Here is a 23,699-nt window from a genome sequence, read left to right as displayed (position 1 = left end):
CGAGAAGGGGGCTTTCTTCGGTTGTGAAGGCGGTGATCAGATGCCTGGCATCGTTGTCGTCGGAGCCCAGTGGGGCGACGAGGGCAAGGGCAAGGCGACGGACCAGCTCGGCGACCGCGTCGACTACTGCGTCCGGTACTCGGGTGGCAACAACGCCGGGCACACGATCGTGGTCAACGGGGAACGGTACGCGCTGCACCTGCTGCCGTCCGGCATTCTCAACGAGAACTGCATCCCGGTGATCGGCAACGGCGTGGTGGTCGACCTTGACGTCCTGTTCCAGGAGATGGACGGGCTGGCCGCCCGCGGCGTGGACGCGTCCAAGCTGATGGTCTCGGCCAACGCGCACATCATCGCCTCGTACCACCAGACCATCGACAAGGTCACCGAACGGTTCCTCGGCAAGGCCAAGATCGGCACCACCGGCCGCGGCGTCGGCCCCGCCTACGCGGACAAGGTGAACCGGATCGGCCTGCGGATCCAGGACCTCTTCGACGCGTCGATCCTGCGCCAGAAGGTCGAGGCCTCGCTGGAGCAGAAGAACCACCTGCTGGTGAAGGTCTACAACCGGCGGGCGCTCGACCCGGTCCAGGTCACCGAGCATCTGCTCTCGCACGCCGAACGGATCCGGCCGCACGTCGCCGACGTGAGCCGGGTGCTCAACGACGCGCTGGACCAGCGCCGGGTGGTGCTCTTCGAGGGCGCCCAGGCGCATCACCTCGACGTCGATCACGGGACGTATCCGTACGTCACGTCGTCCAACCCGATCGCGGCCGGCGCCTGCGTCGGTGCCGGGGTCGGCCCGACCCGGATCGACCGGGTGGTCGGCATCGCGAAGGCGTACACGACGCGGGTCGGTGAGGGTCCGATGCCGACCGAGTTGTTCGACGCCGACGGCGACCGGCTGCGCGAGGTGGGCGCCGAGTTCGGCACCACCACCGGCCGGAAGCGCCGCTGCGGCTGGTTCGACGCGCTGGTGGTCGAGTCGGCGACGAACGCGAACGCGTTCACCGACATCTTCCTGACCAAGCTCGACATCCTGACCGGCTGGGACAAGGTGCCGGTCTGCGTCGGGTACGAGGTGGACGGCGAGAAGCACGACACGATGCCGGTCTCGCAGTCCGACTTCCACCACGCCAAGCCGGTCTACGAGTTCCTGGACGGCTGGTCCGAGGACATCTCCGGCTGCCGCTTCTTCCGCGACCTGCCGAAGGCCACCCAGGCCTACGTGCGGCGGCTGGAGGAGCTCTGCGGCACCCGGATCTCCGGCATCGGCGTCGGGCCGAGCCGGGAACAGGTGATCGTGATCAACGATCTGCTCGGGTGATGAGCACCGACCTGCTGCTGATCCCCGGGGCCGACGGCCGACCCTGGTTCTGGCATCGGCTGGTCGCCGAACTCGAGCGCCGCGGGCACCGGGCGGTGGCGGTCGACCTGCCGAAGTCGGCCACCTCGACCCTGGACGACTATGCCGACGCGGCGGCCGCCGCGGCCGACGGCGACGGGCCCTGGACCGTGGTGGCCCAGTCGCTCGGGGCGTTCACCGCTCCGCTGCTGTGCTCGCGGCTGCGGGTCGAGCGGCTGGTCCTGGTGAATCCGATGATCCCGCGCCCGGGCGAGACCGCGGGCGACTGGTGGGAGAACACCGGTCAGGGGCCGGCCAGTGCGGAGGCGGCGGCCCGTGATCAACGACCGGCCGAGTTCGACCTGGCCCGGGACTTCTTCCATGACGTCTCGCCGGAGCTCACCGAGCAGGCGTTCGCCGGCACCGACGTGGCCGAGTTGGACGGCGTCTTCGCCCAGGTGTGGCCGCTGGACTCCTGGCCGGCGGTGCCGACGCAGGTGATTCAGGGCTCCGACGACCGGTTCTTCCCGCTCGAGTTCCAGCGCCGGGTGGCCCGGGAACGCCTCGGTCTTGATCAACTCGCGGTGATCCCGGGCGGTCACCTGAACGCCCTCAGCCGGCCGGTCGAGCTGGCCGACGCACTGCTCAGCCGGTCTCCGGCAGACCCAGCCGCCACGCCCTGAGGCCGGCGTCGGCGGCCTCGACCTGCCAGCCGGTGCCGGCCGCCGGATAGGCGCGTACGGTGATCGGCTGCCGGCCCTCGACGAACACCTCGAGCAGGCTGCCGTCGACCAGCACCCGGAGCTCGGTGTCGGTCTCCGCGGTCAGGTCGACCACCGGTTCCGCCGCCGAGAGGGTGAACCGGCCGCGGAACCGGCCGGTGACCTCGAACGCGCGGTCGGTGATCTTGCTCCGCGGATCGAGTTCGGCCCGGCGCAGGCCGGTGAGTTCCGCGGCCGGGCTGCTGATCAGGACGCCGTCGACGACTCTCAGTTCCCACGGGTACGTGAGCACGCCGGCCCAGCCGGCCGCCGCGAGGTCCTCGGCCGACCGGCCGGTCTCCCGGGCCCAGCCCCAGAGCAGCGTGCGGTCCGGCAACGCGACCAGCTGCGGCGCGTAGAACGTGGTGCCGGTGTCCAGCGCGCCGCCGGAGGTCGTCACGAAACGGAGCCCGTCCCCGTCCGGCACCAGATCACCGACCAGGTAGGCCACGTCGGACGGCGCCGCGGTGCCGGCGTTCTGGATCAGCGAGATGATCAACACCCAGCGGCCGTCGATCAGGGCGAGGTTCGGGCACTCCCAGATGTCGCCGGGGGCGTGCTCGGCCGCGATCGGATCGGAGTGGTCGACCAGCCGGCCCAGCTCGGTCCAAGCGTCCAGCCGGTCGCAGCCGTACAGCAGGATCGCCGGTTCCGCGCCCGGCTTGCCGGCACCCTGGATGGCGTACCGGCGACCGTCGACGGTGAACACGAACGGGTCCCGGACGTCGGTGAACGCCGGATCCGGCATCCCCATCACGCCCAGATCGTCCTGGGTCCAGGTGATCAACTCCCGGTCGCTGCGGGCCAGCGCGACCTGAGCGTTGCTGGCCTGATCATGGACCGCCGTGTAGACCGCGGTCGGCACGCCGTCGTCGTCGACGATGCAGCCGGTCCAGCAGCCGACCTGGGTGATCGTCCCTGGCCGCCGCTCCAGGGCTACCGGATGCTCGGTCCAGTGCAGCAGGTCGGTCGAGCTGGCGTGACCCCAGACCACGTCGGCATGGACCGGCGCCGCCGGGTTGTACTGGAAGAACACGTGGTAGCGGCCGTCGATCCGGCAGACGCCGTTCGGGTCGTTGAGCCAGCCCTGCGCGGGCCGGATGTGCAGGCTGGGGAAGGACGGGTCGGACTGGTTCATGCGGAGATTCTCCCAAGGCTCAGGGACCGCCGGGGCCTGGGCGGAGAAGTCGCGGCAGGGCGAGGGCGAGCAGCAGCATCGGGATCGCCATCGCGGCCACGGCTGCGGTGATCGGCAGCCCGACCGACAAGCCGGCGATCGCCCCGTACGTGATCAAGGCCGCGCACTCGCCGCCGAAGCCGGCCACCGAGGTGACGGTGGCCCGGGCGTCGCCGGTGATCGCGTGCTGCAGCCGGATCTGGGCGTGCACGGTGACGAACGTCGTCGCGGTCAGGGCCACCACCAGCCCGGCGAAGCCCACCGGGTGATCGGCCAGGGCGCCGGCGGCGAGTGCCACCGCGCCGATGATCAACACCACGGTCGGGACCAGCCAGCGCTCAGGGAACGTTGTGGTCCTGCCCGCGGCCCAACTCGCGGCGGCGGCCAGGATTCCCTGCCCGGCCAGCAAGATCGGAATCAGTGCGGTCGGCACGCCCTGCCCGTCCAACAGCAGCGGTACGAACTCGTCGAAGGCGCCGAGGCCGAGGCCGACCAGCACGATCAGCAGCGCGAAGACGGGACGGTTGCGGCGAGCCTCGAGCAGCCCGGCGCGCAGCGTGCCGAGGTAGCCGCGGAAACCCTCGCCGACCCGGCCCGTCCGCGGCCGCTCGGGCAACGTCCAGGACAGGACGGCCTCGCCGACGCAGACCGCCGCGCTGACCCAGCCGACCAGCGGGAAGCCGCCGATGATCAACAACGGGGCCGCGGCCAGGGTCGCGCCTACTCCCACCAGCAGCTTGACCGTGCCGGACGTGCCGATGACCCGCCCGTACGCGCTCGCGGCCCCGGCCGCGGACAGCTCGTCGTACACGAGGGCCTCGAAGGTGCCGGATCGGAGCGCGCTGGAGGTGCCCCAGAGCACGAAGCCGAGGGCGAACACCGGGTACGACGGCACGGTCACCCACAGGGCGAAGGCGGTCGCCCGGATCAGGGCGGCGATGATCAACAGGCGGCGCCGCGAGACCCGGTCGGCCAGTGCACCGGACGGGATCTCCAGCGCGAACGTGACGGCCGACCAGATGATCAACAGCGACGAGATCTGCGCGGCCGACAACCCGCTGCCGGCGAACAGCAGCGCATAGACCGGATACAACGGGATGGCCTCGCGCAGTGCGGACAGCGCGTAGACCCGAAGATTCAAAGGTCAGCCGGGCGGAGACATGCCTCGACCGTACCCGCCGTCACCGGAGTGGTCTAGCCCATTACCTGGACGCCGGTCGCACGCACCGGATAGCAAGGTGCCGACGACGAGGAGGCGTGATGAGGCGCAATTGGGGTGTCCTGGTGTTGATCATGGGGCTGGTGGCCGGGCTGCTGGTGAGCCCGCCGACGCGAGCGGCGGCCGAGGAGGAGTCGGTGCTGACCAGCGTCTGGACCGCGACGTCGTACGACAACGTCTTCGCCGCCGACACCCCGCCGCCGGACGCGCCGGACGCGCTGGACCTGCTCGCGGCCCGGAACGAGTTCGAGTCCGGCCAGCTGCTGATCCGCAAGTCCGCGCCCTTCACGATCAACGAGGTCAGGTTCAGCGACCTCAGCGGCCCCGGCACGCTTTCCGCGAAGAACCTCGACTACCGGTTCGTCGAGTTCGAGCACCTACCCGCGAACTCGACCTTCGCCGGCCGGCAGCCGATCACCAGCCCGATCCGGACCGCGCCGGGCGACTTCCCGGACGCGCTCGGCAACGAGCCGACGATCGACGTCCCGGCCCGCACCACCCAGCCGATCTGGGTCCGCGCGTTCGTTCCGAAGGGCACCGAGCCGGGCGACTACCGCGGGACCGTCTCGGTGATCACCGACCAGGGCACCAGCACGGTGGACCTCACCCTCACGGTCGTGGCGGCGACGATCCCGGATGCGGCGCAGAGCAGCTTCACCGCCGACCTGTGGATGCTGCAGTACGGCTCGCTGTCCTGGGACGAGGGCGACGGCGACACCATCGAACTCTTCTACGGCCATGATCGATTCAGCCCCGAGTGGTGGAAGCTGATGGAGGAGTTCGCCCGGTCGATGAAGGAGAACCGGCACAACACGCTCCAGGTCAACCTGCTGCAACTGCTGATCGGCGCCGGCAGCAAGCCCGACTCCGACGGCCGGTACACCTTCGACTGGACGGTGCTGGACCAGTTCGTCGACTTCTTCGTGGAGCGCGGCGTGGTGAAGCGGCTGGAGGGCTTCTGGATGGCCGGGGCGAACGTGCACGGCGACCCGTACCCGCAGCTCGAGGTGATCAACAGCGAGGGCAAGCGCGACTACTGGGCCTGGGACAGCGCGGAGGCGCAGGCCTTCGTTGATCAACTCGTGCCGGCGCTTCGTGATCATGTGCAGGACAAGGGCTGGCAGGACCTCTGGTGGATGCACGTCGGCGACGAGCCGAGCGGTGCGGAGACCCTGAAGATGCAGAAGGGCCTGGCCGCGAAGTACCGGAGCCACTGGCCGGAGGTGCAGCTGTCCGACGCCGTGGTGGACTGGGGCTCGGTCGAGGCGGTCGCCGAACACCAGTCGTTCCTGATCCCGAACGAGCTGACCCTGAACGAGCACGAGGACTACTACGCGAAGCAGATCGCGGCCGGGAAGGACGTCTGGCTCTACAACTGCAACGTCCCGACCTACAGCTATCTCAACCGCTTCATCGACAATCCGGTCTGGCACCAGCGCGCGACGATGTGGTACGCCTACGGCCACGACCTGTCCGGCTATCTGCACTGGGCGTACAACAACTGGCAGTACAAGATGGAAGATCAGGAAGTCCGCGGCGACGGCTGGATCACCAAGCCGGACAAGAAGAACAACAAGCTCAAGGGCACCATCCGGCTGGAGTCGCTGCGGGACGGCCTGGAAGATCGGGAACTGCTCGAGCTGGCCGGGAAGAAGGACCCGACCCTGGCCAAGGACCTGGCCGCGAGCCTGGTCGACAAGGCCAACCGGTACAGTCGCGACACCGCTTATATGCAACGGATCCGGGCCCTGCTGCTGCGGGCCGCCGCCGGCGAGGAGCCGGTCCCGTCGAGCAAGCGCACCGCGCGGTCCGGCGTCGGCGTGATCGATCTCGGCGCGCAGTTCCAGCTCGACGGGATCCGGCTGCGCGGCGCCAAGGCCGGCGCGACGATCGAACTGTCCGCCGACGGCAAGCGCTGGGTGACCGCGCGGACGACGGATCGGCCGGTGGAGTTCGCCGGGCTGAACGCGAAGGCGCGCTACGTCCGGGTCAGCGCCGACCGGCTGACCGGGTTCGCGGTCGCCGGCGCGGAACTGGACCGGCCCAACCTGGCCGCCGGTGCGTCGTACACGAAGCCCGGCGGTCTGAGCGCCGACTACCCCGACCGCGGTGACGGCGAGGCCACGGACGGGCTGCTGGCCGGGCACTATGCGGACGGCCGCTCCTTCGGCTACGACGTGCCCGCGGATGCCACCGAGGAGTACGCGGTGATCGTCGACCTCGGTGATCAACGGGCCCTCGACCAGGTCCGGGTGCACCGCTACGAGGAGTACGACAGCGCCCGCTACGCGCCGGATTCGATCAAGGTCGAGACCAGTGCGGACGGCAAGACCTTCCAGCAGAAGGCCGTCCCGGCCGGCACCGAGCCGGGCGGCACCTGGTACGACGTCGGCTTCCCGGTGCACCAGGCCCGGTTCGTCAAGCTCACGTACACGAAGGAGCACGGTGCCGGGGCGGACATGATCTTCCTCGACGAGATCGAGGCGTACGGGCCCGCCGCGGGCCTGAGCAACGTGGCCGCCGGCGCGCGCTACACCAAGTCGGCCGAACCGGACGACCCGTTCTACCGGGACGACCGCAACCGGGAGGCGACCGACGGCGTGATCGCCGGCGACGGGCGGGACGGGATCGGCTACGGCTACTACCTCGGCGGTGAGCAGAACCCGCGCACGGTGTCGGTCACGGTCGATCTGGACGGGCCGAAGTTGATCTCCGAGGTGCAGCTGCAGGCGTTCGACGACGGGTTCCACCGCTACGCGCCGGACCGGGTGACGATGTCGATCAAGACCGCCGGCGGCGACTTCCGGACGGTCGGCGAGGCCGCCTGGCCGTCCGGCACCTGGTTCCGTTCGTCCTTCGACCCGGTGGAAGCGACCGCCGTCCGGATCGAGGCGACCAAGGCGGACGGACCGTACGCCGACTATCTGGTGCTGGACGAGGTCGCGGTGCTCGGTGATCTTGCCAAGTCGCCGACCAACCTGGCCGCCGGTGCCGGCTACACGCCGAGCACGGAGTTCGCCGACCCCGGCTACCCGGACGCCGGCGGCGAGTCGACGGACGGCGTGTTCGCCGGGCACTACAGCGACGGGAAGTCGTATGCGTACTACTTCACCGACAGCGGCCCGGAGCGGACGATCACCGTCGACTTCGATCTTGGTGAGACGCGGACGATCAGCATGGCCCGGTTCCGGCAGTACTTCGACGGCGAGCACCGGTATGCGCCGGACAAGGTGGCGCTGCTGACCAGCGACGACGGCACGACCTGGACCGAACGCGCCACGACGGACCGGGCGGCAGACCGCTGGTTCGATCTCGGCTTCGCGCAGGTCGAGGCCCGTCACGTCCGGTTCGCGGCGACCAAGAAGCCCGGCTACTTCGCCGAATACATCTTCGTCGACGAGTTGCAGGTCTTCGGTCACTGACCGTTCACCCGGAGCCCGTACTCAAGAGGATCGTGTACGAGCTCAGCACGATTCTGCGTTCCGGCGGCCCGGCGGCGCGGGCTAGCGTGCCGATCGTGAAGGCATCGACGAAGACCTTGATCGCGGTGCTGGCCGCCGCCGCGCTGTTCCTGCTGCCGCTGCCGGCGCAGGCCGAGGAGGAGCCGGTCACCGTCCAGGTGCTCGGCATCACCGACCTGCACGGGTATCTGGACCCCGCGCACAACCAGAAGGTGACCGGGCCGAACGGCGCGATCGACGTCGGCGGTGCCGGCTACCTGAAGGCGCACCTTGATCGACTTCGCGCCGGTCAGCCCAACTCGTTCCTGATCGGGTCCGGTGATCAGTTCAGCGGCTGGCCGGACTACACCCAGGCCTTCGCCAACGAGCCGACGATCGAGGTGCTGAACGCGCTCGGGATGGACTTCGACGTCGCCGGCAACCACGAGTTCGACCGCGAGTTCCCGTTCCTGCAAAGGATGATGTCGGGCGAGTGCTACGGCAAGCCGGGCTTCGACAGCTGCTTCCCCGACTCGACCGGGCAGCCGTTCGCCGGGACCGACTACGGCTACCACGCGGCGAACATCATCGACCCGGCGACGAACCGGAGCGCGCTGCCGCCGTACTGGATCAGTGAGGTCCGCGGCCCGGGCGGCAAGATCATCCCGATCGGCTTCATCGGTCTGACCCTGCCCGGCACCCCGGAGGAGTCGCTGTCCATCGGCGGCAGCGGCTTCGAGTTCGAGGACCTGGTCGCCGGTGCCGACCGGGCCGCCGAGCAGTTGCAGGCCAAGGGCGTCGAAACGATCGTGGTCTCCGCCCACGACGGCGGTCAGCACAGCGGCCTCTACAACGAGTGCAAGAACCCGAACGGCTCGCTGTTCGACGCGGCCCGGAAGATGTCGCCGGCGATCGACGCGATCTTCGGCGGCCACTGGCACACCCAGTTCAACTGCATGATCCCCGATCCGAACGGGAACCCGCGGCCGGTGATCGAGGCCGGCGACAACGCCAAGCTGATCGGCGAGGTGCAGCTGACGATCGACCCGGCGACCGGCGACGTGATCCGGGACGCCACCAAGGCGACCAACCACCCGGTGACCAAGGACGTCACCCCGGACGCCGGGATCACCAAGATCGTCGACTACTGGCTCGCCAAGTGGAAGGTCCGGCAGGACGATCCGCTGAGCAGCATCACTCGTGATCTTGAGTTCTCCACCACCCAGGAGAGCCGGATCATGAACCTCGCCGCCGATCTCTACCTGGCCGAGGCCAAGCACCGCCGACACGGCAACGCCGACCTGGCGCTGGTGCCGCCGGACATCGGGGTCGACGTGGTGCCGCAGGGCCTGGCCTACGCGCCGGGCACGTCGCCGGCGGACGCGCCCGGGCGGGTGCTCTACGGCGAGGCCTGGCCGGTGGTCGGCATCTCCCCGATCACCACCATCAGCCTGACCGGCGCCGAACTTGATCAAGTGCTGGAGGAGCAGTGGCTGCCGCCGGCCTACGGCTGCAGCCGGTCGACCGCGCTCGCGGTGTCCGGCAACGTCTCGTACAGCTATGACGAGGGCAAGCCGCCCGGTCAGCGGATCGATCCGGCGAAGGTGTTGATCAACGGGGAGCCGCTGCGCGCGCAGCGCACGTACCGGGTGGCGACCACCTCGGTCCTGGTCCTGCACGGCCGCCAGTACGGCTACCCGACCATCGAGGAACAGCACCAGGACCTGGTGCGTGCACCGCGGATGGGCCAGGACGTGTTCCTGAACCACCTGCGGACGCACGCCCAGGTCACCGATCCCGGCGTGGGCCGGGTGACCAGGGTGCCGGGCACCCCGCCGCCCGTCGACGGACCGTTCGGTCCGCTGAAGTTCCTGCCACAGAAGGAGATCACGGCGACCGCGACCAGCCAGGGCAACGCCGCGCACGGCCCGGCCTCGGCGCTCGACGGCAAGTGCTCCACCATGTGGCACTCGGCCTGGGCGCCACACGCGCCGATGCCGCAGTCGATCACCCTTGATCTTGGTCAGCCGCGCGCCATCGAGGCCCTGGTCTACACCCCGCGCCAGGACGGCGCCGTACCGAACGGCCGGATCTCCGAGTACCGGATCGAGGGCAGCGCCGACGGCCAGACCTTCACCGAGATCACCACGGGCACCTGGGACGGCACCATCGACGCCAAGCTCGCCCGGTTCCCGGCCGGCACCCAGGCCCGCTACGTCCGCCTGGTCGGCGTGGCCGGCGGCGCCGACTACGCCGCCGCCACCGAACTCAACATCGCCCTCACCCCCTAAAGCCCCCTCCCCCCTTCCGCTGACTGGGCACAAAAGCAGGCGTTTTGGCGGCGTGTCGCTGCACAACTGCCCAGTCGGCGAGAGGGGATGGGCGACCTCGGCGGCCGAGGGCTACGACCTGCCTGAGGCCTCGGCGGTGAACGGCCGTGTCCCTCGAGGACAGTGTGGAAGTTCGAGGCGGTCAGACGCGGCGGTGGTTTCCACGATCGGAGTCGAGTTCCGTACCGGACCATAGATGTCCGGTACGGGGTGTGAGGGTGAGCGGATGGCCCACTTGCTGCGTGACACGGACGCGATGACGATCACCATCGGGAGCCCGGAGTTGATCAACGGGCAGGAGGGCCGGCGGGTGCTGGCCGCGTTCTACGGCGAACTGCTCGGGCTGCGCGCCTTCGAGCCGTACGGCTGGCTGAAGCTGACCCGGGAACCGCCGGACACTCCACTGCAGTTGGCCCTGGACGGTGACGGCTGGTCCGACGCCCGGCCGCCCCGCTGGCCGGACCCGGAGTATCCGCAACAGCTGCACCTGGATCTGTTCGTGCCCGACCTCGATTCCGCCGATCAACGGGTCCGCGAGCTCGGTGCAGCCCGGCTCGCCGACCAAGATCACTTCAGGATCTTCGCCGACCCGGCCGGTCACCCGTTCTGCCTCTATCCCCACCCGTCCGGGGAAGCCCGGATCGGCCGGCTGGTGATCGACTGCCTGAGCCCACGTTCCCTGGCCGACTTCTATGCCGGCCTGCTCGGCGTACCGGAGCGCACGATCGACACCGTCGAGCGGGTGGAACTTGATCTTGCCGACGACGAGCTCCCCAACCTGGCCTTCCAGCACGCGCAGTTCCCGGCGACGCGCTGGCCCGACCCGGCCTATCCGGCCCAGCTGCACGTCGACTACCGGTTCCCCGACGGCGCGGAGGCGGCCCGGGCCCGGGCTGTACGGCTCGGAGCGATCCCGATGGATGGCCCCGTCTACGCAGATCCGGCCGGGCACCCGTTCTGTCTCTGATCCATCCCGCACCGCTCGACCGGGCACCTCAGCAGCGACACGCCGCCCAAACGGCTGCTTTTGTGCCCGGTCAGTGGGTTTGGGAGGTGCGGTAGGCGGAGGGGGACTGGCCGTGGCGGCGGGCGAACTGGCGGCTGAAGTAGTGCGGGGCGTCGAAGCCGACGGCGCGGGAGATCTGGGCGATCGAGAGATCGGTCGCGGCGAGCAGCTCGGCGGCCCGCTGCAGCCGGAGGCCGAGGACGACGTTCATGATCGAATCGCCGACCTGCTCCTTGAACAGGTGGGCCAGCCGGGAGACCGAGACCTGGGCCAGGCCGGCCAGCTGGGTCAGCGTGTGCGTCTTCGCGGGGTCTGTGGTGATCGCGTCCAGCACCAGCTGGACCCGTGAGTCGAGTTGCCGGGTGCCCTGGCGCAGGCTGCTGATCGCGACCAGCAGCACCTCCTCGATGCCGTTCAGCGCGAGCTGGGTGGCCAGAGTCTGATCAAGCAGATGCAGGTACGTGTCGCCGGTCGGTGACAGGCCGGCCCGCTGCGCGTCCAGGTGCAGCCGGGCGAAGGCGGAGAGCGCCCGGTCGGTCTCCGACGGCCGCTGCAGCCGGACATGGTGCACCCCCGGCAGGGCCTCGGGCAGCGCGAACCAGGAGTGCCAGTCGCGGCGTGGCTGGAAGTGCGCCCACCAGTTGTCCCAGTGCGCACCGACGGTCGCGTAGTCGTGCTCGGTGCCCGGCCGGACCAGCGCCAGGTCGCCGTGCCGCAGCGCGACGGTGTTGTCGCCGACCCGGAACCGGCCGGCGCCGGCCACGGTGTAGACGAGGTACCAGCTGCCGACGCCGTCCGGCCGGACCACCCGGTAGTCCGGGCCGCTGTGGAAGTGCCCGGTCACCAGCCGGCTCGGCGGCGGAGTCTCGCTGTAGAGCTCGATCAGGAGCTGCGTAGCAAGATCGTGCTCGATCTCAGCAGCGTCGTTCATGGTCATCCCCCTGGATCGCACCCTAGTGTCAAGCAACATCCTGCTAGTGGAAGGCCCTTTCGTCCATGCCCTTCGAGCCAGTCGCCGAGCTCAGTTGCGATCCCCGTACCGTGCAGATCTACGAGCACGGCTGGCAGTCGTGGAGCCCGAGCGGGTGGTATCGGCCGGGTGATCAGCCGCCCCGGCCGACGGCGCCGAACCACCTGGTGATGGCGTACCGGCCGGAGGTGAACCGCCCGGTCGAGCCGCTGCCGCCCGGCGTCTTCCAGGGCGAGGGCCTGCTCGCGGTCGCCGACGGCGACCAGGTGACCGTCTTCGCCGCGGCGACGCCGGACCGGGTGCCGACGCTGCGCTGCGAGGTCCGGTCGGACTCCGTAGTGATCACCGCGGACGGCGACGTGGAGCGGCGCACCGGCAGCTACCCGGATCCGAACCGCGCGCTGGCCGAGTGGGCTTCCGACTTCGGCGCCCGGCACGGCGCGGTCGACACCCAGGTGTACGGCCCCGGCTGGTGCAGCTGGTACGCCTACTGGGGCAAGGTCACCGAGCGGGACGTGATGACCGACGTCCGGGCCATCGATGATCATGAACTGAGCGTCGACCTGATCTTGCTCGACGAGGGCTACCAGTCTGAGATCGGCGACTGGCTGACCACCCGGGACGACTTCGGCTCGACGGTACGGCTGGCCAGCGACATCCGGGCCTCGGGACGCCGGGCCGGCATCTGGGTGGCGCCGTTCCTGGTCGGCGCGAAGAGCGAGGTGGCCCGGCGGCATCCGGAGTGGCTGGTCGGCGACGCGGACGCGGGGCACAACTGGGAGCAGCAGCAGTTGATCTTGGACGTGACCCATCCGGGGGCGGCGCAGCACGTCACCGACGTGTTCACCGAACTGTGCCGGCAGGGCTACGACCACTTCAAGCTCGACTTCATCTACGCCGGGGCGATCGAGGGCCGCCGGCACGACCAGGTGGACGGCATCGAGGCCTACCGGGCCGGGATGAGCTTGATCAGGGACGCGGTCGGCGAGAACCGGATCCTGCACGGCTGCGGTGCCCCGATCCTGCCCAGCGTCGGCCTGGTCGACCTGATGCGGGTCTCCCCGGACACCGACCCGCTGGTGGAACCGCCGAGCGGCGACATCAGCCAGCCCGGCCAGCACGGCGCCCGGGTGACCTCCCGGGCCCGGGACTTCCTGCACGGCCGGTTCTGGGCCAACGACCCGGACTGCCTGATCGTCCGGCCGGAGGTGCAGGCCCGCGAGGCCTGGGCCGACCACATCGAACGCTCGCCGGGCCTCCGGCTGGCCAGCGACCCGATCGCCGCCCTGGACGACTGGGGTCTGGCCCGGACCCGGCAGCTCCTGACCGCCAGCAGTACGGACCCGGTCGATGCTTAGACCGACCGCTCGTCCGCGCAGCCGGCTGGCCCTCCGGCACGGGCTGACCGGCTACGCAATGCTGGCGCCGAGCATGATCGGAATCCTCGGCTTCCTGCTCGCGCCGGTGCTGATCGTGATCATCGTCAGCCTGTTCGACTGGAAGCTGCTCGGCACGCCGCGGTTCATCGGCCTGAAGAACTACGCCAAGCTGTTCGGCGACGAAGGTGTCGGCCACTCGCTGCTGGTGACCGTCGGGTACGTGCTGATCTGCGTACCCGGCACCACGATCCTGTCCCTCCTGCTGGCCACCCTGGTGAACCGGAAACTCAAGGGGATGAAGTATTTCCGGGCACTGCTGGTGATCCCGTGGATGGCCGCGCCGGTCGCGCTCGGTCTGGTCTGGGGCTGGATCTTCGACCCGGCCCGGGGCGCGATCAACTCCTTCCTCGGCCTGTTCGGCATCGCCGGGCCGGCCTGGCTGTCGACGCCGGAGCTGGCTTTGCCGTCGGTCGCCGCGGTGCACGTCTGGCAGTTCGCCGGCTACAACATGCTGTTCTTCCTGGCCGGGCTGCAGAACATCCCGGAGAGCCTGCGCGAGGCGTCCGCGCTGGACGGCGCCTCGGCGGTACGGCACTTCTTCACGATCACCATGCCGCTGCTCCGGCCGACGCTGCTGTTCGTGTTGATCACCAACGTGATCGGCTCGTTCCAGGCGTTCGACACGATCTACGTGATGACCGAGGGCGGACCAGGCGACAGCACCGAGGTGATCACGTACCACATCTACCACCAGGCGTTCGAGAAGTTCGACTTCGGCTACAGCTCGACGATCTCGGTCGCGCTGTTCGTGATCATCCTCGCGGTCAGCCTGGCCCAGTTCGCCTACTTCGAACGTCGCACGACGTACGACGTCTCCTGAGGAGTCCTCGGTCCCATGTCTCGATCATCGATTCCGGCCAGCATCGCGGCGTACGCGATCCTGGTGGTGGGCGCCGTCTTCGCCGTGTTCCCGTACCTGATCACGGTGCTCACCGCGTTCAAGGGCCCGGGTGAACTGTTCGCCACCCTGCCCTGGCAGCCGTCCTGGCCGCCGAGCCTGGCCGCGTTCGGCCGGCTGTTCGACTCCGGCTTCGGCGGCTACCTGCTCAACACCGTCGTCGTCACGGTGATCATCGTGGCCGGCCAGTTGATCTTCGGCACGCTGGCCGCGTACGCCTTCGCCAGGATGACCTTCCCCGGCCGGGATGTGCTGTTCTGGATCTACCTGTCGACGATGATGGTGCCGGCCGTCGTCACCATGATCCCGCTGTACCTGATGATGCAGCGGCTCGGCCTGATCGACAGCTGGGCCGGGCTGGTGCTGCCGACCATGTTCGGCACGCCGTACGCGATCTTCCTGCTCCGGCAGTTCTTCCGGACCATCCCGGCCGACCTCGAGGACGCGGCCCGGATCGACGGCGCCGGAACGGTCCGGACCCTCGTGTCGATCATCCTGCCGCTGTCCAAGCCGATCCTGGTCACGGTGACCACGCTCGCCGTGGTCGGCAGCTGGAACAGCTTCCTCTGGCCGTTGATCATCACTAGCAGCCGCGAGAAGCGGCTGCTCTCGGTCGGCATCGCCTTGTTCAAGGGCGAGGTCGGCGTCGACTACAACGCGGTCATGGCCGGCAGCCTGATCGCACTGGCGCCGCTGCTCGTTCTGTTCGTCTTCTTCCAACGATTCATCGTCCGCTCCGTCGCGGTCACCGGCCTCAAGTAGGCCGGCAACAATCAGGAGGCACAACTCATGTCACGCACCTTTCCACGACGCACGATTCTGATCAGCGCCGCCGGGACGGTGGCCCTGTCGGCCTGCGGCAACCAGGAGCCCACGCCCAGCACGCCAGGAGAGAAGGTCGAGCTGGTCTACCGGCTCTGGGACGAACAGCAGGAGGTCGGCTACAAGGACGTGTTCCAGGCGTTCACCGCCGAGAATCCGGACACCACCGTCCGGATGGAACTGCTGCCCTGGGACCAGTACTGGACCAAGCTCACCGCCGAGCTGGCCTCCGGCAACGGCCCGGACGTGTTCTGGCTGACCGTCGACCGGTTCCCGGACCTGGCCTCGAAGGGTGTGCTGGCCCCGATCCAAGATCAACTGTCCGAGGCCGGGATCGACCTCGCCGCCTATCACCCGAACGTCGTCGACTCGTACAAATGGGAAGATCAACAGTACGGAATGCCGAAGGACCTCGGCGTCGTCGGCATGCTCTACAACAAGGACCTGCTCGGGAAGGCCGGCGTCGACGCGCCGGGCGACCTGGAGTGGAAGCCGGACGGCTCCGGCTCGTTCGAGGAACTGGCCCGCAAGCTGACCGTCGACAAGGCGGGCAAGACGGCGGGGGAGTCCGGCTTCGACCCGTCCGCGATCAAGCAGTGGGGCTTCCTGTCCTGGAACCACGGCCAGACCACCTGGCTGAACTGGATCGCCTCCAACGGCGGTCAGGTGAAGGATCCGGCGACCGGCGCGTTCGGCTACGCGTCGCCGAAGTCCGTCGAGGCGCTGCAATGGGCCCGGGACCTGATCTTCAAATGGCACCTGTCCCCGGACGGCACCCGGACCAACCCGCCGACCGGCCAGGCCACCGAGATGTTCTACCGCGGAGAGGTGGCCATGTTCGACGCCAACAACGCGCTGCTGCCGTTCGCCCTGCCCGAGGTGAAGTTCGAGATCGGCGTCGCCCCGATCCCGCGCGGCCCGGCCGGTCGCACGGTCATGATCAACGGCCTCGGCGAGGTCGCCTACGCCGCCTCCAAGCACCCGGAACAGACCATGAAGCTGATCATGTTCCTCGGCTCCGAGAAGGCGCAGAAGATCATGGGCGACGCCGGCTACATCATCCCGGCCCTGAACGGCGCGAGCGACGGCTATGTCTCGTACTGGAAGGGCAAGGGGATCGACGTCGCGCCGTACCTGGAGTCGGCCGCCGGAGCCACCGTCAACATGCCGGTCGGCGAGGACTGGGTGGCCAAGGACCCGGAGATCAACAAGGCCGCCTCCGACCTGTTCCTGGACAAGACCCCGGTCGCCGAGGTCGCCGCGAAGATGGACGAGATCGCCAACGAGAGCTAGACGGTCGGAGAACCTGTCATCGGCCGGTCTTCCCGTCGATCTGTTCCCGGATGATGTCGGCGTGACCGGCGTGCTGGGCCGTCTCACCGATCACCGCGAGGAGGGCCCAGCGGAGATCGCGGGGCTTGCCGTTGTACGTGATCGGCGCCGCCGGATCGCCGAGCTCCCGGATGATCGCGTCGCTGGTGGCCCAGGCGGCCCGATAGTCGGCACGCAGGGTTCGCAGTGACACCGACGCGTCGACGAGCATCGACCGCTGGCCGCGGCTGGGCTTGCGTCCCCCGACGATCTGCTCGATCCCACTTGGCCTCGACGAAGGTTAGATGCTGGATCAGGCCCGCCAGGTTGGCCCCCGACGGCACGGTGCTGCGTCGGGCGTCCTCCTCGCTGAGCCCGGCGAGCCTGTCCAGCGCGCTCGTGCGGAGATTGCGCAGCGTAGCAAGCAGGGCGTCGAGTTCACTCCTGATCACAGCGTCGCACGGAGTCGGCCGCTCGACGGACGTTGTGCATCCTTCGCCGTCGACTCACTCGACCCCGAAGATCACCAGGCAGCCCGGCCGCAACCGGAGATCGTCAGGCAGGTCGATCGGCGGAGGATCGGGAGCCGCTATGCGGACTGCCGATCCGGTGAGGTGCGCGCCCTCGAGGATCCGACGGCCGTAGTACAGCTCGATCCCGCGCTTTCCTCCTTCGGTGAATCCCACGGATCCGGGGAGCCACGCCACGATGGTCACGGCGCCGGCAACGCCGTCCTCGAGCAGGACGAAGCACTCGCAGTCGTCGTTGTACCGCAGTCGTCCGGACCAGCTTTCGCCCGCCGGGTCGTAGACCGCGAGGTCTGGCCGGTCGGCGATCAGGACGCGGGGCGGCGTGGTGGACAGCTGCAGGCTGAAGCCGTCGGCCGTTGTCGTACCGGCGGTCGGAGTTGGCGGGAATGCCGGCTGCATCGATCGGCCGGCTCCGTACACCGCCAGGACCGCAACCAGGCCGGCGATCAGCGTGACGGCGGCAGCGACCAACAAGGGGCGCCGGAGTCGCGCGGCGCGGCTCGGAGCCTGCCGCAGTGCGGGCCGCGGCGGGACCGTCAAGCGGTCCGCCACCTCCCGGAGTTCGCGGCGTAGGACGTCGTCCAAGGTCTCGTTCATCTCAGTTCTCCCTCCTCCGGCTCGGGCCGTCCGAGATCAGCGCGGCTCGCAGCGCCTTGATCGCGCGGTGTGCGGTGGACTTCACGGTTCCGCGTGAGCAGCCGAGAGCCTCGGCGATCTGCTCCTCGCTGAGGTCCTCGAAGTAGCGCAACACGATCACCGCTCGCTGTCGGGGTGGCAGGGACTTCAGCCGGGGCCAGAGCATCAACTGATCCTCCGGCCCCGGCCGCGGGTGCGGCTGTTCGGTTCCGGACCAGGAGTCGGTCAACAGTTCCAGACGGTGCCGCTTCGAGCGCCGACCGGAGAGAAACGTGTTGGTGAGCATGCATCGCAGATAGGCCTCGGGCACGGAGGCGGCGACGACGTGGGACCAGGACCGGTAGGCCTTCTCCAGCGTCTGCTGGGCGACATCCTCGGCGTCGGCGTGATTGCCGGTGAGCAGGTACGCCGAGCGATAGAGCGCCGGCCAGGCGGTGCCGGCGTACTCCTCGAAGGTCGTCCTGCCGGCGCTGCTGATCTCGGGCTGGATCATCTGACACCACCCTTCCGCCCGACTGACGCCTGCAGGTGGTCAGAAGGTTGCTCAGTGTCCGTGAAGTATCACCCGGGCGACCCGACCTGTCACCAAGAGTCCGGTGACTGCGTGGTCACCGACGTCCGGTGTGATGTCACGACGATTGTCGGTACTGCAGATCCGAACAAACTCGCGCGTTGTCTGGCTGATCTTGCGATCGGGGGCCCCATCAGCCCACGTCGCCCGAGTCCGGCGCGACGTGGCATGGAACGATCGCTCCGAGGTCGGTTGATCAGGGCGCCACCCTGAGAACGGGTTCGTGACGTTGATCATGGAGTCCTGTCTCAGCGCGGGTGGTCACCGGCCGGTGCGGAGCTCCGTTCAGTTGCCGCTGATCGCATAAAGGGGGCAAGGTCTCGCAATCGACCCTGCCCGTGATCACCAATTTCGGTGCGAGGAAGTCAAGATCGACTTCGATGTCGGTCACCGTGGCGCCTGATTCGGTCAATGAGTGCAGCAGTGCCACGACTGGATGGGACCCTTTCCTTGTTTTGTTGGGTTTACCGGCGATCCGAGGTAGAATAGAACACATGTTCGAGGGTATGGATGCGGGGTCAGTCCTGGAGGCTGCCGGGGCGGCGCACCGGGCCCGGACGTGGGCGGAGAACGACGAGTTGATCTTGGCCACCAGGTGGGCCGATCTGCACCCGGCCGAGTCGATCCACCGCGACGAGCTGGCCCTGCCCGGCGGGGCACGTGGAGTCCGGCTTGGCGGGGAAGGCACGCCGGAGGTGAATGATCTAGCGATCGCCGAGTTCGGCTGCCGGGTGGCGAAAGGACCGCTCGCAGCAGCCCGGTTCGTTGGGTCGGCGTTGGATCTGCGGCACCGGCTCCCATTGTTGTGGGCCAAGATCACCGGGTACGAAGTGCTCGGCTGGCAAGGCGTGCAGGTCGCTCGGCGCACCCACACGCTGACCCTGGCACAAGCCCGCTGGGTGGATGAGCAGATCGCCGAATATGCCGGCACTGTGCCGTGGGGCAAGCTCGAGGACCGGCTCGATGCCGCGATCATGACCATCGACCGGGACCGGATCGAGGAACAACACGCTGCCCGCAAGGGCAAGCGAGGTGTGTGGGTGACCCAGACCGACGACGACGGCCTGAAAGGCTTGTACTGCAAGAATGATCCGCTCGCGATCAACCAGCTCAACGCCACCGTCCAACGCCTCGCTGCTTGTCTCCCGGCCGACGCCGCGTCGGCGGATGAACGCCGTGCCGACGCGTTGGCGTTGTTGGCGTTCCCGCTGCGTGCCGTCGAAGTCCTGGCCCGGCACCACCAACCGGAACTGTTCGACGCCGAACTCGCTGCCGCCTTGGACGACATCGCCGCCGAGACAGGTCGGCCGGTCGAGGAATCCGAGGTGCACCCGTCACTACGGGACCGCCCCACCACCAACCCTGGCACTGAGTCGGTGATCTTCCAGGCGGCGGTCGAGCGACTGGTCGAACGGTTGAACCCGGACCGGCTGACGCCGCCGGCCGAGCTGGTCGTGCACGTCGCGGCCGAGTCGCTCGAACGGGGCCACGGTCCGTGCCGGGTTGCTGATCTTGGCCCGGCCCTATTGTCCATGGTGAAGGAGTGGCTCGGGCACCGCCGGGTCCGGGTCCGACCCGTGATCGACCTCAACGACGCACCGCCACCGGTGGACTGCTACGAGATTCCGCAACGCCACCGCCGCCACGTCCAGCTCCGCCATCCCGGCAGCGTGTTCCCCTGGTCCACCGCCACCCGCAGTCTCGACCTTGATCATCACCGCCGCTACCAGCCGATCATCAACGGCGGCCCACCCGGGCAGACCACGGTCGAAGCGCTGATTCCGTTAGCGCGGCTGGAGCACCGGCTGGTCACGCACGGCGGGTGGCGGCGACGACAACCCGAACCCGGCACCATGATCTTCCGCTCACCCCACGGCTACGTCTACCTGACCAACCACCACGGCAACCACGACCTCGGCAACGGCACCTTCGCCCACACCGTCTGGGAAACCGCCGCACCCGCACCCAGAACCAGCCTCCCCAAGGCCAGCTGAGCTCCGTCTGCGAGAATGCTCACGTGATGTTGATCCTTTGATCGCCCCGGGCTGACCTGCTCGGGCGAGGACACCGGCCGGCTCGGACGCTCCGGCCGGCCGCAGCGCGCGGACCACCTGGAGTCTGCGCGCCCATGGTCCTTGTCATCGATCAACTCCAGGAGTCAGCCGCATGTCTTTCACCCAGCCAACCCGGCACGGCTACGAGCTCGAACCCGAACTGCACCGCACCCTGCGCGGCAGACCACCCACCGAAACGCTGCGCTGGCTCATAGAGCAGCTCGGCGCCGACAAGATCATCGAGGTGGAAGCCCTGCCGGGCGGTACGTCCTCGGCCGTCCACCGAATCCTGCTCGGCACCGACCAGGGCGCCACCCTTCCCGTCGTCCTGCGCCGTTATGTCCTGGACTGGCTCGCCGAGGAGCCATGGACGCCGGGTAACGAGGCGCACGTTCTCGAGCTGCTGGCCGACAGCCCGGTCGTCGCACCGCGCCTGCTCGCTGCCGACCTCGGCGGCGGCGCGACCGGTGCGCCGACGGTCGTGATGTCATGGCTGCCGGGCCGGGTGGACTGGCGGCCGGACGACCTGGACGGCTGGCTACGCCGACTCGCGGAGGCGCTCCCGGTGATCCATGCCGTGCCGCCGGGCGACGGGCTGCGCAGGTTCGCTCCCTATCCGCCGGAACGGGAGCTCCCGCCGTCCTGGTCCGAGCACCCGGCCGCCTGGCGACACGCGATCGAGCTGTACGAGGGGCCGCAGCCGGACGTGCCGCAGGTCTTCCTGCACCGCGACTACCACCCCGGCAACGTGTTGTGGTCACAAGATCAACTCAGCGGCATCGTGGACTGGCCGAGTGCCTGCGTCGGCGCCGCCGAGGCGGACGTCGCGCACTGCCGGGCCAACCTGGCGCGCCAGTTCGACCTCGAGGTCGCGGATCGCTTCCTGGCGATGTGGCAGACGATCACGGGTACGGCCGACTACCACCCGTACTGGGATCTGACCGATGTCATCTCCTGGACCGGCAGCGACGACGAACCGGATCCGGCGCTCGACGCGTTCGTCGCCGCGGCGGCCGCGCGGCTCTGATCAGGCCGGCAGCGGGTCCAGCTGCTCCGCGTGGTGGCAGGCGCTGCGGCGATGATCATGGTCGCCCTCGGGCACCCGCAGCACCGGCACGACGGTACGGCACTCGTCGGTGGCCAGCCAGCAGCGCGGATGGAAGCGGCAGCCGGCCGGCGGGTCGACGGGAGACGGTGGCTCGCCGGTCAGGGCGCGGCGGCGGGAGAGCTTGCCGCGCTCCGCCCGGGTGGCCGGCGGCGTCGCGGACAACAGGGCCTGGGTGTACGGGTGCCGCGGCCGGGAGTAGATCTCCTCGGTCGGGCCGAGCTCGGCCACCCGGCCCAGATACATCACGGCCACCCGGTCCGCGATGTGCCGGACGACCGCAAGATCATGAGCGATGAACAAGATCGCCACGCCCAGCCGCCGTTGCAGGTCGCCGAGCAGGTTGACCACCTGGGCCTGCACCGACACGTCCAGCGCGGACACCGGCTCGTCGCAGACCAGGACGTCGGGATCGAGGGCGAGCGCCCGCGCGATCCCGATCCGCTGCCGTTGGCCGCCGGAGAACTGGTGCGGGAACCGGGCCATCATGTCCGCATCCAGCCCGACCAGGTCGAGCAGCTCGGCGACCCGGTCCCGCCGCTGCGCGGGGCGGCCGGTCCGGCTGGCGGCGAGCGGCTCGGCGACCAGTTCGAGCACGGTCATCCGCGGATCCAGCGACGTGTACGGGTCCTGGAAGATCAACTGGACGCCCTGCCGGAGCAGCTTGCGGTCCCGCGACCGGCCGGCCGTGACGTCGGTGCCGCGATAGCGCAACGTTCCCGAGTCCGGGCGTTCCAGGCCGACCAGCAGCCGGGCCAGGGTGGACTTCCCGCAGCCGGACTCGCCGACCACGCCGAGGGTCTGGCCGGCCTGCAGGTCGAGGCTGACGCCGTCCACGGCCGACACCCGGGACCGGCTCAGCGCCGATCCGGTGGGGAAGGTACGGACCAGGTCGGTCGCGGCCAGCACCACCTCAGACTCCGCCATGAACCGGCTCCTCACTGATCATGGTGCCGGTGATCAACTCCCGGCTCCGGTGACAGGCGGCGATCCGGCCCGGACCCGGCTCGGCCGGTTCCGGGCGGACCTCCCGGCACAATGGCAGCCGGACCGGACACCGCGGATGGAACGCGCAGCCGGACGGCGTCCGGGCCGGGTTCGGCGGCGAACCAGGGATGGCGATCAACGGCGATCCCTGGCCGGCCGCCTGCGGCATCGACCGCAGCAGAGCCTGCGTGTACGGATGCGCCGGCCGGTCCAGCACCGGGTCGGCGGCGCCGGCCTCGACCACCCGGCCGGCGTACATCACCGCCAGCCGGTCGGCGACCTCCAGCACGACTCCAAGATCATGAGTGATCAACAGGATGCCCATCCCGAGCTGATCGCGCAGCCGGTCCAGCAGGTCGAGGATCTGGGCCTGCACCGTCACGTCCAGGGCGGTGGTCGGCTCGTCGGCGATCAGCACCTTCGGCTCCAGGGCGATCGCCATCGCGATCAGGATCCGCTGCCGCATGCCGCCGGAGAACTGATGCGGATGATCACGGATCCGCTGGCGGGGCGCCGGGATGCCGACCAGACCGAGCAGTTCGACGGCCTTGGCCCGGGCCGCCGACCGGCTCAGCCCGCGCCGGACACGGAACAGTTCCCCGAGTTGATCATCGACGCTGAGCACCGGATTGAGCGCCGACAGCGCGTCCTGCATGACCAGGCTGATCTCGGTGCCGCGCAGCTCCCGCCGGCCCCGTTCGTCCAGCGCGGTCAGGTCCCGGCCGGCCAGCCACAACTCGTCTGCGGTCGCGGTCGCGGTGTCCTCGAGCAGTCCCATGATCGCCCGGGCGGTGACCGACTTGCCGGAACCGGACTCGCCGAGCAGCGCGACCACCTCGCCGCGGCCCACCTCGAGGTCGACGTCCCGGACCACCGACAGGTCGCCCGACCGGGTGCGGAACCGGACGTCGAGGCCGCGCACCCGCAGCACCGGTTCGGGCCCGGGTTCGGGCGGAGAGTTGTCCACGGAATTCATCATGACACGTCCATTGTTACCGATATGTATCAGCTGTGAGCGATCTGTGCCGAGATTCGTCATCAACATTGACATTCGTGCCGACGATCGGTCAACCTTGCGATGCCTGTGCCGAAGGTTCG

General features: G+C 69.2%; 19 protein-coding genes and 1 pseudogene. 11 read left to right on the top strand and 9 right to left on the bottom strand.

From position 1 onward, the window contains the following. The first annotated feature begins 40 nt into the window (after window positions 1–40). Together ACFQU4_RS14885 and ACFQU4_RS14880 are read left to right on the top strand one after the other, a co-directional pair. Window positions 41–1,327, top strand: coding sequence for an adenylosuccinate synthase (locus ACFQU4_RS14885; RefSeq protein ID WP_377493119.1), 1,287 nt, complete (start codon window positions 41–43; stop codon window positions 1,325–1,327). Further along, the gene (locus ACFQU4_RS14880) at window positions 1,327–2,028 is read left to right on the top strand and encodes an alpha/beta fold hydrolase (protein ID WP_377493117.1); all 702 of its coding nucleotides are present in this window, start codon (window positions 1,327–1,329) and stop codon (window positions 2,026–2,028) included. Before ACFQU4_RS14885 ends, ACFQU4_RS14880 begins: the two co-directional genes overlap by 1 nt. Here the strand turns inward: ACFQU4_RS14880 and ACFQU4_RS14875 are convergent. Both ACFQU4_RS14875 and ACFQU4_RS14870 read right to left on the bottom strand, forming a co-directional pair. After that, window positions 1,991–3,244: a glycoside hydrolase family 32 protein gene (locus ACFQU4_RS14875; RefSeq protein ID WP_377493115.1), complete on the bottom strand. Its 1,254-nt coding sequence runs from the start codon at window positions 3,242–3,244 to the stop codon at window positions 1,991–1,993. The genes ACFQU4_RS14880 and ACFQU4_RS14875 overlap by 38 nt on opposite strands. Window positions 3,245–3,263: 19 nt before the next feature. Then, window positions 3,264–4,424, bottom strand: a complete 1,161-nt coding sequence (locus tag ACFQU4_RS14870) for an MFS transporter (RefSeq protein ID WP_377493113.1) — start codon at window positions 4,422–4,424, stop codon at window positions 3,264–3,266. Window positions 4,425–4,543: 119 nt separating this feature from the next. Here ACFQU4_RS14870 and ACFQU4_RS14865 point away from each other — a divergent pair, with 119 nt between their 5' ends. The 3 genes from ACFQU4_RS14865 to ACFQU4_RS14855 all read left to right on the top strand — a co-directional run bounded on the left by ACFQU4_RS14865 (window position 4,544) and on the right by ACFQU4_RS14855 (window position 11,239). Then, complete coding sequence (locus ACFQU4_RS14865) at window positions 4,544–7,924, top strand: glycoside hydrolase domain-containing protein (protein WP_377493111.1); 3,381 nt, start codon at window positions 4,544–4,546, stop codon at window positions 7,922–7,924. 95 nt (window positions 7,925–8,019) lie between these two features. After that, on the top strand, window positions 8,020–10,233 hold the full coding sequence (locus ACFQU4_RS14860; RefSeq protein ID WP_377493109.1) for a discoidin domain-containing protein: 2,214 nt from the start codon (window positions 8,020–8,022) through the stop codon (window positions 10,231–10,233). 265 nt (window positions 10,234–10,498) lie between these two features. Next, entirely contained in the window at window positions 10,499–11,239 is a 741-nt protein-coding gene (locus ACFQU4_RS14855) for a VOC family protein (protein WP_377493107.1), read from the top strand. Between the two features lie 70 nt (window positions 11,240–11,309). Here the strand turns inward: ACFQU4_RS14855 and ACFQU4_RS14850 are convergent, their stop codons facing one another. Further along, window positions 11,310–12,209 carry a helix-turn-helix domain-containing protein gene (locus ACFQU4_RS14850; protein ID WP_377493105.1) on the bottom strand — a complete coding sequence of 300 codons (900 nt, stop codon included), beginning with the start codon at window positions 12,207–12,209 and terminating at the stop codon, window positions 11,310–11,312. Between the two features lie 65 nt (window positions 12,210–12,274). Between ACFQU4_RS14850 and ACFQU4_RS14845 the strand changes: the two genes are divergently transcribed. From ACFQU4_RS14845 to ACFQU4_RS14830, 4 genes are read left to right on the top strand one after another with little or no spacing between them, the layout of a single operon-like run. Continuing rightward, window positions 12,275–13,606, top strand: coding sequence for a glycoside hydrolase family 36 protein (locus tag ACFQU4_RS14845; protein ID WP_377493103.1), 1,332 nt, complete (start codon window positions 12,275–12,277; stop codon window positions 13,604–13,606). Then, the gene (locus ACFQU4_RS14840; RefSeq protein ID WP_377493101.1) at window positions 13,599–14,507 is read left to right on the top strand and encodes a carbohydrate ABC transporter permease; all 909 of its coding nucleotides are present in this window, start codon (window positions 13,599–13,601) and stop codon (window positions 14,505–14,507) included. Before ACFQU4_RS14845 ends, ACFQU4_RS14840 begins: the two co-directional genes overlap by 8 nt. Before the next feature lie 15 nt (window positions 14,508–14,522). Then, a complete protein-coding gene (locus ACFQU4_RS14835; RefSeq protein ID WP_377493099.1) occupies window positions 14,523–15,347 on the top strand; it encodes a carbohydrate ABC transporter permease in 825 nt (274 codons plus the stop codon). 27 nt (window positions 15,348–15,374) lie between these two features. Further along, complete coding sequence (locus tag ACFQU4_RS14830) at window positions 15,375–16,700, top strand: ABC transporter substrate-binding protein (RefSeq protein WP_377493097.1); 1,326 nt, start codon at window positions 15,375–15,377, stop codon at window positions 16,698–16,700. A gap of 16 nt (window positions 16,701–16,716) precedes the next feature. Here ACFQU4_RS14830 and ACFQU4_RS14825 read toward each other — a convergent pair. The 4 genes and pseudogenes from ACFQU4_RS14825 to ACFQU4_RS14810 all read right to left on the bottom strand — a co-directional run bounded on the left by ACFQU4_RS14825 (window position 16,717) and on the right by ACFQU4_RS14810 (window position 18,885). Continuing rightward, window positions 16,717–17,170 (bottom strand): annotated as a pseudogene (locus tag ACFQU4_RS14825) (DinB family protein). Window positions 17,171–17,224: 54 nt separating this feature from the next. Then, window positions 17,225–17,845, bottom strand: a complete 621-nt coding sequence (locus tag ACFQU4_RS14820) for a hypothetical protein (protein ID WP_377493095.1) — start codon at window positions 17,843–17,845, stop codon at window positions 17,225–17,227. Between the two features lies 1 nt (window position 17,846). Continuing rightward, the gene (locus tag ACFQU4_RS14815) at window positions 17,847–18,377 is read right to left on the bottom strand and encodes a SigE family RNA polymerase sigma factor (RefSeq protein WP_377493093.1); all 531 of its coding nucleotides are present in this window, start codon (window positions 18,375–18,377) and stop codon (window positions 17,847–17,849) included. A 274-nt stretch (window positions 18,378–18,651) separates the two neighbouring features. Continuing rightward, the gene (locus ACFQU4_RS14810) at window positions 18,652–18,885 is read right to left on the bottom strand and encodes a hypothetical protein (protein WP_377493091.1); all 234 of its coding nucleotides are present in this window, start codon (window positions 18,883–18,885) and stop codon (window positions 18,652–18,654) included. A gap of 64 nt (window positions 18,886–18,949) precedes the next feature. Between ACFQU4_RS14810 and ACFQU4_RS14805 the strand changes: the two genes are divergently transcribed. Further along, window positions 18,950–20,449: a DUF222 domain-containing protein gene (locus tag ACFQU4_RS14805; RefSeq protein WP_377493089.1), complete on the top strand. Its 1,500-nt coding sequence runs from the start codon at window positions 18,950–18,952 to the stop codon at window positions 20,447–20,449. Between the two features lie 172 nt (window positions 20,450–20,621). Continuing rightward, a complete protein-coding gene (locus ACFQU4_RS14800; RefSeq protein WP_377493087.1) occupies window positions 20,622–21,536 on the top strand; it encodes a phosphotransferase family protein in 915 nt (304 codons plus the stop codon). On the opposite strand, the gene ACFQU4_RS14795 is transcribed toward ACFQU4_RS14800, so the two are convergent. Both ACFQU4_RS14795 and ACFQU4_RS14790 read right to left on the bottom strand, forming a co-directional pair. Next, entirely contained in the window at window positions 21,537–22,541 is a 1,005-nt protein-coding gene (locus ACFQU4_RS14795) for an ABC transporter ATP-binding protein (protein WP_377493085.1), read from the bottom strand. It lies immediately after the preceding gene. Continuing rightward, on the bottom strand, window positions 22,528–23,577 hold the full coding sequence (locus tag ACFQU4_RS14790; RefSeq protein WP_377493408.1) for an ABC transporter ATP-binding protein: 1,050 nt from the start codon (window positions 23,575–23,577) through the stop codon (window positions 22,528–22,530). Before ACFQU4_RS14790 ends, ACFQU4_RS14795 begins: the two co-directional genes overlap by 14 nt. Window positions 23,578–23,699 lie beyond the last annotated feature (122 nt).

It is taken from the genome of Microlunatus sp. GCM10028923 (assembly GCF_042666975.1).
In the GTDB taxonomy this organism is placed as follows: domain Bacteria; phylum Actinomycetota; class Actinomycetes; order Propionibacteriales; family Propionibacteriaceae; genus Microlunatus.
This window is presented reverse-complemented; position numbering and strand designations above follow the sequence as displayed.

Excerpts from the sequence above, each read along its gene's own strand:
- ACFQU4_RS14820 (WP_377493095.1), bottom strand. The coding sequence starts at position 17,845 with ATGAACGAGACCTTGGACGACGTCCTACGCCGCGAACTCCGGGAGGTG.
- ACFQU4_RS14880 (WP_377493117.1), top strand. The coding sequence starts at position 1,327 with ATGAGCACCGACCTGCTGCTGATCCCCGGGGCCGACGGCCGACCCTGG.
- ACFQU4_RS14815 (WP_377493093.1), bottom strand. The coding sequence starts at position 18,377 with ATGATCCAGCCCGAGATCAGCAGCGCCGGCAGGACGACCTTCGAGGAG.
- ACFQU4_RS14795 (WP_377493085.1), bottom strand. The coding sequence starts at position 22,541 with ATGGCGGAGTCTGAGGTGGTGCTGGCCGCGACCGACCTGGTCCGTACC.
- ACFQU4_RS14875 (WP_377493115.1), bottom strand. The coding sequence starts at position 3,244 with ATGAACCAGTCCGACCCGTCCTTCCCCAGCCTGCACATCCGGCCCGCG.
- ACFQU4_RS14855 (WP_377493107.1), top strand. The coding sequence starts at position 10,499 with ATGGCCCACTTGCTGCGTGACACGGACGCGATGACGATCACCATCGGG.
- ACFQU4_RS14790 (WP_377493408.1), bottom strand. The coding sequence starts at position 23,577 with ATGAATTCCGTGGACAACTCTCCGCCCGAACCCGGGCCCGAACCGGTG.
- ACFQU4_RS14865 (WP_377493111.1), top strand. The coding sequence starts at position 4,544 with ATGAGGCGCAATTGGGGTGTCCTGGTGTTGATCATGGGGCTGGTGGCC.
- ACFQU4_RS14800 (WP_377493087.1), top strand. The coding sequence starts at position 20,622 with ATGTCTTTCACCCAGCCAACCCGGCACGGCTACGAGCTCGAACCCGAA.
- ACFQU4_RS14885 (WP_377493119.1), top strand. The coding sequence starts at position 41 with ATGCCTGGCATCGTTGTCGTCGGAGCCCAGTGGGGCGACGAGGGCAAG.
- ACFQU4_RS14830 (WP_377493097.1), top strand. The coding sequence starts at position 15,375 with ATGTCACGCACCTTTCCACGACGCACGATTCTGATCAGCGCCGCCGGG.
- ACFQU4_RS14805 (WP_377493089.1), top strand. The coding sequence starts at position 18,950 with ATGTTCGAGGGTATGGATGCGGGGTCAGTCCTGGAGGCTGCCGGGGCG.
- ACFQU4_RS14835 (WP_377493099.1), top strand. The coding sequence starts at position 14,523 with ATGTCTCGATCATCGATTCCGGCCAGCATCGCGGCGTACGCGATCCTG.
- ACFQU4_RS14840 (WP_377493101.1), top strand. The coding sequence starts at position 13,599 with ATGCTTAGACCGACCGCTCGTCCGCGCAGCCGGCTGGCCCTCCGGCAC.
- ACFQU4_RS14845 (WP_377493103.1), top strand. The coding sequence starts at position 12,275 with ATGCCCTTCGAGCCAGTCGCCGAGCTCAGTTGCGATCCCCGTACCGTG.
- ACFQU4_RS14850 (WP_377493105.1), bottom strand. The coding sequence starts at position 12,209 with ATGAACGACGCTGCTGAGATCGAGCACGATCTTGCTACGCAGCTCCTG.